General features: G+C 71.1%; 7 protein-coding genes. All 7 read right to left on the minus strand.

Annotated features, from left to right (window positions below):
* Positions 1 to 123: 123 nt before the first annotated feature.
* Genes ruvX through QM572_RS06620 form a run of 7 tightly spaced genes read right to left on the minus strand, consistent with a single transcriptional unit; the run spans position 124 to position 8,360 of the window.
* Positions 124 to 633 carry a Holliday junction resolvase RuvX gene (gene ruvX / locus QM572_RS06590; protein ID WP_415091295.1) on the minus strand — a complete coding sequence of 170 codons (510 nt, stop codon included), beginning with the start codon at positions 631 to 633 and terminating at the stop codon, positions 124 to 126.
* Between the two features lie 11 nt (positions 634 to 644).
* Positions 645 to 3,332, minus strand: a complete 2,688-nt coding sequence (alaS, locus tag QM572_RS06595; protein WP_415091307.1) for an alanine--tRNA ligase — start codon at positions 3,330 to 3,332, stop codon at positions 645 to 647.
* A gap of 35 nt (positions 3,333 to 3,367) precedes the next feature.
* Entirely contained in the window at positions 3,368 to 3,733 is a 366-nt protein-coding gene (locus QM572_RS06600; RefSeq protein ID WP_415091297.1) for a hypothetical protein, read from the minus strand.
* A 21-nt stretch (positions 3,734 to 3,754) separates the two neighbouring features.
* The gene (locus QM572_RS06605; RefSeq protein WP_415091299.1) at positions 3,755 to 5,116 is read right to left on the minus strand and encodes a replication-associated recombination protein A; all 1,362 of its coding nucleotides are present in this window, start codon (positions 5,114 to 5,116) and stop codon (positions 3,755 to 3,757) included.
* Positions 5,117 to 5,138: 22 nt separating this feature from the next.
* Entirely contained in the window at positions 5,139 to 6,293 is a 1,155-nt protein-coding gene (locus QM572_RS06610; protein ID WP_415091301.1) for an ABC transporter ATP-binding protein, read from the minus strand.
* Entirely contained in the window at positions 6,290 to 7,336 is a 1,047-nt protein-coding gene (locus QM572_RS06615; RefSeq protein WP_415091303.1) for an ABC transporter ATP-binding protein, read from the minus strand. The genes QM572_RS06610 and QM572_RS06615 overlap by 4 nt, the downstream gene beginning before the upstream one ends.
* A 7-nt stretch (positions 7,337 to 7,343) precedes the next feature.
* The gene (locus tag QM572_RS06620; protein WP_415091305.1) at positions 7,344 to 8,360 is read right to left on the minus strand and encodes an ABC transporter permease; all 1,017 of its coding nucleotides are present in this window, start codon (positions 8,358 to 8,360) and stop codon (positions 7,344 to 7,346) included.
* Positions 8,361 to 8,431 lie beyond the last annotated feature (71 nt).

Here is an 8,431-nt window from a genome sequence, read left to right on the forward strand (position 1 = left end):
ACCCGCGAGCGACGCTCGGCGCGGCGGCGGCCGGCGGTGGCCGCCACGGGCGCGGAGGCGAGCGGGATCGGAGCGCGCTCGGCGGTGTCGTCCATTCCGGGAACGAACGCGTCGTCGTCGTGCTCAGTCATCGCTTTCCTCCATTGTCCTGCCCTCGACCAGCTCTCCGGGCGCGGTGCCCGAGGTCCTCTCGGTGTCGAGCGCGTGCTGGAGGATGAGTACGGCGGCGGCCTGGTCGACCACCGCGCGGCGGTCGGCCCCCTTGCGCCCTCGGTCGCGCAGCATAGCCTCCGCGGAGACGGTGGTGAGCCGCTCGTCCACGAGGCGCACGGGCAGGGGGGCCACGCGGCGGGCGAGGGTCGCCGCCCAGGCCCGCACCTTGGCGGTCGCGGGATTCTCGCGCCCGCCCCGGAGCGAGCGTGGCAGGCCGACGACCACCTCGAGCAGCCCCTCCTGACCGGACTCCTCGGCGACCTCCCGCGCGATGGCGTGGATCCGGGCCCAGTGAGCGCGTCCGCCGCGGTCCACCTTGATGGTCTCGACCGGGGTCGCGAGGAAGCCCGTCGGGTCGCTGCGCGCGACCCCGATCCGGGCGTCGCCCGGATCGAGGCCGAGACGTACCCCGTGACGCATCGGGCCGGCGCCTACTGACCGGCGACGAGCTTCGGGACGAGCGTGAGCGCCTCGTCGATCCGCTCGACGTCGGTGCCGCCGCCCTGCGCGAGGTCGGCCTTGCCGCCGCCCTTGCCGCCCACGACCGGGCTGACGCCGCGGAGCAGGTCGTTGGCCGACAGGCCCTGGGCGCGCGCGGCGTCGTTGGTGGCAGCGACGACCGCGACCTTGCCGTCCGCGTCGCCGATGAGCACCACGACGTTGGCACGGCCAGGCTCGGCCTGGTCGAGACGGGCCCGGACGTCGGTCGCGAGCGTGCGCACGTCTCCCCCGCCCGCGCCGGCCGCACGGGCCGCGACCACGGCGACCCCGTCGACGTCGATGGCGCCGTCGGCGATCGCGCCCGCGGAGGCGAGGAGCTGGGCGGTGCGGAACCGCTCGACCTCCTTCTCGGCCGACTTGAGCCGCTCGGTGAGGTCGGCGACGCGTCCGACGAGGTCGCCGGGCTGGGTCTTGAGCAGCTCGGTGAGCTGGCCGACGAGATCGCGCTCCTGCGCGAGGTAGCGGAAGCCCTCGACGCCGGTGAGCGCCTCGATGCGGCGGTTGCCCGACCCGACCGAGGACTCGCCGGTGACGACCAGCGTGCCGATCTGCGACGCGTGGTCGACGTGCGTGCCACCGCAGAGTTCGCGGCTCCAGGGGCCGCCGATCTCGACGACGCGCACCTTGGAGTCGTCGTAGGTCTCGCCGAAGAGCGCGATCGCGCCCCATTCCTTGGCCTGGGACAGCGTCATGTAGTCCCACGACACCGGGAGGTCGGCGCGCAGCGCGCCGTTGGCGACCTCCTCGAGCTCGCTCACCTGGCCGGGCGTGAGGCCCTTGGTCCAGCCGAAGTCGAGCCGGAGGTAGCCCGGGCGGTTGTAGGAGCCGGACTGCAGCGCCGTCGGGCCGAGCACCTCGCGGAGCGCCGCGTGGATGACGTGCGTGCCGGAGTGGGCCTGGCGGGCGCCGAGACGCCACTCGGGGTCGACCTGGGCGTGCAGCGTGCCCGACCCCGTGCCGGCGTACTCGCCGTCGACGACGCGGACCTGGTGGACGACGAGGCCCTTCACGGGACGCTGGACGTCGAGCACCTCGAGCCGGCCGCCGTCGAACTCGATGTAGCCGGCGTCGGCGGCCTGGCCGCCGGACTCGGCGTAGAAGGGGGTGCGGTCGAGCACCAGCTCGCCGACCTCGCCGTTGCCGAGGCGGTCGACGCGCGCGCCCTCGTGGAGCAGCGCCACCGGCGAGGACTCGGTCGTCAGCGTGGAGTAGGCGAGCCAGTCGGTCGGGCCGGTGGTGTCGAGCACGTCGCGGTAGACCGAGAGGTCGGCGTGGCCGCCCTTCTTGGCCCTCGCGTCGGCCTTGGCGCGCTCGCGCTGCTCGGCCATCAGTCCGCGGAAGCCGGCCTCGTCGACGGTGAGACCCGCCTCGGCCGCCATCTCGAGGGTGAGGTCGATCGGGAAGCCGTAGGTGTCGTGCAGCTGGAACGCCTCGGTCCCGCTGAGCACGGTGCCGCCGGTCTTGCGGACCTCGCCGGCGGCGAGGTCGAAGATCTGGGTGCCGGAGGCGAGCGTCTTGCGGAAGGTCTCCTCCTCGGCGGTCGCGACGCGGAGGATGCGGTCCCACTCGGTGTGGAGCTCGGTGTAGGTCTCCCCCATCTTGTCCCGGCTGACCGGGAGCAGCTCGGGCAGCGCGGGGTCGCCGTACCCGAGGAGGCGGACGTTGCGGATGGCCCGGCGCAGCAGGCGCCGCAGGACGTAGCCACGGCCCTCGTTGCCCGGCGTGACGCCGTCGCCGATGAGCATGAGGCCGGAGCGGATGTGGTCGGCGACGACGCGGAACCGCACGTCGTCCTCGTAGGACGCCCCGTAGGTCTTCCCGGTCAGCTCCTCGGCACGCTGGATGACCGGGAAGACGACGTCGGTCTCATACATGTTGGCCTTGCCCTGGAGCAGGTAGGCGACGCGCTCGAGGCCGAGGCCGGTGTCGATGGACTTCTGCGGGAGCGAGCCGGCGATGTCGACGTCGTACTTCGACCGGGCGGCGGAGATGTCGTCCTGCATGAAGACGAGGTTCCAGAACTCGAGGTAGCGGTCGCCGGCGTCCCAGTCGCGGTCGGCGCCGAAGGCGGGTCCACGGTCGATGAGGATCTCCGAGCAGGGGCCGCCGGGGCCGGGCACGCCCATCGACCAGTAGTTCTCGCTCGGGGGCAGCCGCACGATCCGGTCGTCGGGCAGACCGCTGATCCTGCGCCACAGCGCGACGGCCTCGTCGTCGCCGTCGAGCACGCTGGGATAGAGCACCGACTCGTCGAAGCCGAAGCCGCCCTCGGCGATCGGCTTGGTGACCAGGTCCCAGGCGAGCGTGATGGCGCCCTCCTTGAAGTAGTCGCCGAAGGAGAAGTTGCCGCACATCTCGAAGAACGTGCCGTGCCGGGTGGTCTTGCCGACCTCCTCGATGTCGGGCGTGCGGATGCACTTCTGCACGCTGGTGGCCCGCTGGTAGGGCGGCGTCTCCTGGCCGAGGAAGTAGGGCTTGAACGGCACCATGCCGGCGTTGACGAAGAGCAGGTTGGGGTCGTCGAGCAGCAGCGACGCCGAGCGCACGACCTCGTGCGGCAGGGTCGGGTTGTCGGCGAAGTGCGAGGTGAAGCGGCGGCGGATCTCCGCCGTGCTCAGCCAGGTGTCGGGCCTGTCGTCCTCGGGGGTGGTGGTCACTGCTTGGGTTCCAGTTCTTCGATGTGGTCGTGCTGTGTCGCGGAGGGTGCGGGGTTGAGGGCCGGGGCCGAATAGCGCTCGCGGAGCTCGATCTCCTTGTCGACCTTGGCCTGCGCGATCTCCTGGCGGAGGACCAGCGCACCCGCGCGGAGGGCCTCACGGCGTACGCCGCCGACCTCGGCGCGGTGGGCCCGCACGGCCGCGCGGATGACCGCCTTGCGGGCCTGGCGACGACGGCGCCACTCGGCCCAGGCCGCGGACTCGGCGGCGATCCGGTTCTCGTGACTCAGACCGGCGCGCAGACCGTGCCAGCGCGCGGCGGCCTGGATGACGGCTTCGCGCAGGCGGTCGGAGGCACTCATGAGGTGTGAGCCTACTGGACCTCAACCGCCACGCAGGATCCGCCTGACCCGCTCCCAGCGCTCGCGGATGGCGGCCTCGGCGCCGATCTCCTTCGGCTCGTAGTAGGCGGTCTCGGCGAGCTCGTCGGGGAGATACTGCTGCTCGGCGATGCCGAACGGGTGGTCGTGGGCGTAGCGATAGCCCTCGCCGTGGCCGAGCTTCTTGGCTCCGGCGTAGTGCGCGTCGCGCAGGTGGGGCGGCACCTGCCCGATCCGCCCCGCGCGTACGTCGGCCACGGCTGCCCCGATGGCGGTGGTGACCGCGTTGGACTTCGGGGCGACCGCGAGGGCGATCGTGGCGTGCGCCAGGGTGAGCTGGGCCTCGGGCATCCCGATCAGCTGCACGGTCTGTGCCGCCGCGACGGCGGTGGTGAGCGCGGTCGGGTCGGCCAGGCCGATGTCCTCGCTGGCGAGGATCATCAGGCGGCGGGCCACGAAGCGCGGGTCCTCCCCCGCCTCGAGCATCCGGGCGAGGTAGTGCAGCGCGGCGTCGGCGTCGGAACCGCGGACGGACTTGATGAAGGCGCTGATCACGTCGTAGTGCTGGTCGCCGTCGCGGTCGTAGCGCACGGCCGCGACGTCGGCGGCGGTCTCGGCGGTGCCCAGGTCGATCGTGGCGACGCCCGCGGAGGTCGCCGCCCCGGCCGCGGCCTCAAGGTAGGTCAGCGACCGGCGGGCGTCTCCCCCGGCCAGCCGGACGAGGTGCTCGAGCGCGTCGTCGTCGATCTCGAACGCGCCGGCGAGGCCGCGCTCGTCGGTCAGCGCGCGCCGGAGGACGTCGCGGATGTCGTCGTCGGTGAGGCTCTGCAGGCGCAGCAGCAGGCTGCGGCTGAGCAGCGGTGAGACGACGGAGAAGGAGGGGTTCTCCGTGGTCGCGGCGATGAGCGTGACCCAGCGGTTCTCCACGCCCGGCAGCAGGGCGTCCTGCTGCGCCTTGGAGAAGCGGTGCACCTCGTCGACGAAGAGCACCGTCTCGCGGCCGGTGGCGACCAGCTGCGCGCGGGCCGCGTCGATCGCGGCGCGGACCTCCTTCACCCCGGCCGAGACAGCGGAGACCTCGACGAAGCTGCGATCGGTCTGGCCCGAGACGATCGCGGCGATCGTCGTCTTGCCGGTGCCCGGTGGCCCCCAGAGCAGCAGCGAGAGCGACCGCTCCGCCTCGATCACCTGGTGCAGGGGCGAGCCCGGGGCGCGCAGCTGCGGCTGCCCGACCAGCTCGTCGAGCGTCCGCGGCCGCATCCGCACCGCCAGCGGCGCGTTTGCGTGATCCGCCGAGCTGAGCGACCCGCCCGCGCCGGTGGGGCCGGACGGCGTACTCCCCATCTCGAACAGGCCGTCGCTCACGACGCCAGCCTAGGGTGCTCGCTCAGGCGCGGCCCATCGTGTTGTTCTCAAGATCGAACCAGGTGTCGGCGAAGCCGGGGGTGTTGGGGAACTCGATGGCGGGGCCCTGGCCGGCGTCGGGGTCGCCGGACTCGTTGACGCCGAGGATGCGCTGGGTGATCGGCTTGGCGGGGTGCTGGCCGATCGTGCCCGCGAAGTGGCACGCGACCTTGTGCTCCCGGCCGAGCTGCAGCAGCGGCGGCTCCACCTTCGCGCAGATCTCGCGCGCGATCGGGCAGCGGGTGCGGAACCGGCAGCCCGACGGCGGGTTGATCGGCGACGGCACGTCCCCCGTCAGGCGGATCCGCTCGCGGCGGCCGCCGACCTCGGCCTGCTTGATGTCGGGCGCGGCCGACAGCAGGGCCTGGGTGTAGGGGTGGTGCGGCCGGTTGTAGATGGTGTCGCGGTCGCCGATCTCGACGATCTTGCCGAGGTACATCACCGCGATCTGCGGCGAGAAGTGGCGCACGATCGAGAGGTCGTGGGCGATGAAGAGGAACGCGATGCCGAACTCCCGCTGCAGGTCCTGCAGGAGGTTGATCACCTGGGCCTGGATGGAGACGTCGAGCGCGGAGACCGGCTCGTCGGCGACGAGGAGCTTCGGCTGCAGGGTCAGCGCGCGGGCGATGCCGATGCGCTGGCGCTGGCCGCCGGAGAACTCGTGCGGGTAGCGGTTGTAGTGCTCGGGGTTGAGGCCGACGATCTCGAGGAGCTCCTGGACCCGGGGGATCACCTTGTCCTTCGGGACCAGCTTGTGGATCTCCAGCGGCGCGCCCACGATCGCGCCCACCGTCTGCCGCGGGTTGAGCGAGGTGTAGGGATCCTGGAAGATCATCTGGATGTCGCGGCGCAGCGGCTTGAGCTCACGCGGCGACGCCTTCGCGATGTCCCTGCCCTCGAAGCCGATCGAGCCGTGGGTCGGCTCGTAGAGGCGGGTCACGAGGCGGCCGGTGGTCGACTTGCCGCAGCCGGACTCGCCCACCAGGCCCAGCGACCCTCCGGCCTCCAGCGCGAACGACACGCCGTCGACCGCCTTGACCGCTCCGATCGTGCGGCGGATCAGGCCCGAGCTCTTGATCGGGAAGTGCATCTTGAGGTCGGTGACCTCGAGAAGCGGGGACGGGACGCCGTTGGTCATGCCCGGTCTCCGTTCTGGGCGTAGAGGGCCTCGGGGTCGAGGAGGTGGCAGCGCTTCAGGTGCGAGGCGCTCTCGACGACGGGCACGAGGTCGGGCAGCACGGTGGAGCACAGACTGTCGGGGACGAACTCCGTGAACGTGCACCGCGGGTGGAAGGCGCATCCCGAGGGCGGGTTGAGCAGGCTGGGCGGGTTGCCCGGGATGGGGCGGAGCTTCTCGTCGACCGAGCCGCCGACCTCGGGCACCGACTGGATCAGGCCCCAGGTGTAGGGCATCGCCGGCCGGGTGAGGATCTGCTTCGTCGTGCCGTACTCCACCGCGCGGCCGCCGTACATCACGAGGACGTCGTCGGCGACCTCGGCGATGACGCCGATGTCGTGCGTGATCATGATGATCGCGGTGTTGAACTCGCGCTGGAGGTCCTGGAGGAGGTCGAGGATCTGCGCCTGCACGGTGACGTCGAGCGCGGTGGTCGGCTCGTCGGCGATGACGATCTCGGGGTCGTTGATCAGCGCCATCGCGATCATCGCGCGCTGCCGCATGCCGCCGGAGAACTGGTGCGGGTAGTCGTCGACCCGCTGGTCGGGCTGCGGGATGCCGACGCGGTCGAGCATCTCGATCGCGCGGGCGCGGGCGGCCTTCTTGGTGACGTCGTTGTGGACGCGGTAGGCCTCGACGATCTGGTTGCCCACCGTGTAGTAGGGGTGCAGCGACGAGAGCGGGTCCTGGAAGATCATCGCGACGTCCTTGCCGCGCCGCCGGCGCATCTCCTCGTCGGAGAGCGCCAGCAGGTCGACGCCGTCGAGCAGGATCTGGCCGCTGACCAGGGCGTTGGTGCCGCGGTGCAGGCCCATGATCGCCGACGAGGAGACCGACTTGCCGGATCCGGACTCGCCGAGGATGCCGAGGGTCTTCCCCCGCTCCAGCGTGTACGACAGTCCGTCGGTGGCCTTGACGATGCCGTCCTGTGTCGGGAAGTGGACGTAGAGATCCCTGATCTCGAGATAGGCGCCGTGCATTGCTCCCTCGATGCGCTCGCTCATGGCCTGCTCACTTCCCCATCCGGACGCGCGGGTCGATGTAGGCATAGAGGATGTCGACGATGATGTTCGCGGTGATCAGGAAGAAGCCTGACGCGAGCACCAGCGCCACCAGCACCGGCAGGTCGTAGTTCTGGTTGGCGTAGACCGCCATCCGGCCGAGGCCGTTGATGTTGAAGACGGTCTCCGTGATGATCGCTCCGGCCAGCAGGCCGGCGAAATCGATGCCCGCCATCGTGACCAGCGGCGTGAGCGCGGCACGCAGCGCATGCTTGCGGACGATGATGCGACCCTTGAGGCCCTTGGCGCGGGCGGTGCGGATGTAGTCCTCGCTCATCGACTCGATCACGAACGAGCGGGTGACGCGCACATAGCCGGCCATGAAGAGGAGAGCCAGCGTGAGCGCCGGGAAGAACATGTTGTAGAGGAACGAGCCCGGGTTCGCGAAGAACGGCGAATAGCTCGGCACCTCCCACAGGCCCCACTTGATCGCCACGAAGCGGAGCAGGAAGGAGCCCACGAAGAAGACGGGGAAGGCGTACGCGACCAGGGACGCCCCGACGATCAGGCGGTCGACCAGGCTTCCCTTCCTCAGCGCCGCGACGATGCCGATCAGCACGCCGGCCGTGATCCACAGGAGGAAGGCGTAGATCGAGAGCGAGATCGTGACGGGGAGGGCGCGGGTGACCATGTCATTGACGGTCTTCTTGCTGTACGACGAGTAGCCGAGGCACGGCGCGGGGCAGTGCACGATCTGCTCGGGGTGCGACTCGCGCAGCTTCTTGTCGAGCGGGAAGTCACGGCCGACCACCAGGCCCGCCATGAAGCCCGACCACTGGGTCGTCACCGGCTCGTCGTACCCCAGCTGCTTGGTCACGGCGGCCTTGAGCTCCTGGGAGCAGTTCTTGCCGCAGGCGTACCGCGCGGGGTCGATCGGAGAGGCGAAGAAGAGCAGGAAGGTCACCAGGCTCATCACGACGAGCATGACGGCGCCGACGACCACGCGCCGGATGATGTAGGCGAGCACGGATGCTGCTCCTCGGTGTCTCTTGGTGGGGAGGGACGGCCGGGGGGGGGCGGGGGGCCCACCCCCCCGGG

Source organism: Nocardioides sp. (genome assembly GCF_047607365.1).
GTDB lineage: Bacteria > Actinomycetota > Actinomycetes > Propionibacteriales > Nocardioidaceae > Nocardioides.

What these genes read in the sequence shown, in the direction of transcription:
- ruvX (WP_415091295.1), bottom strand. Translation starts at nt 633, where the DNA reads ATGCGTCACGGGGTACGTCTCGGCCTCGATCCGGGCGACGCCCGGATC.
- QM572_RS06600 (WP_415091297.1), bottom strand. Translation starts at nt 3,733, where the DNA reads ATGAGTGCCTCCGACCGCCTGCGCGAAGCCGTCATCCAGGCCGCCGCG.
- QM572_RS06610 (WP_415091301.1), bottom strand. Translation starts at nt 6,293, where the DNA reads ATGACCAACGGCGTCCCGTCCCCGCTTCTCGAGGTCACCGACCTCAAG.
- QM572_RS06615 (WP_415091303.1), bottom strand. Translation starts at nt 7,336, where the DNA reads ATGAGCGAGCGCATCGAGGGAGCAATGCACGGCGCCTATCTCGAGATC.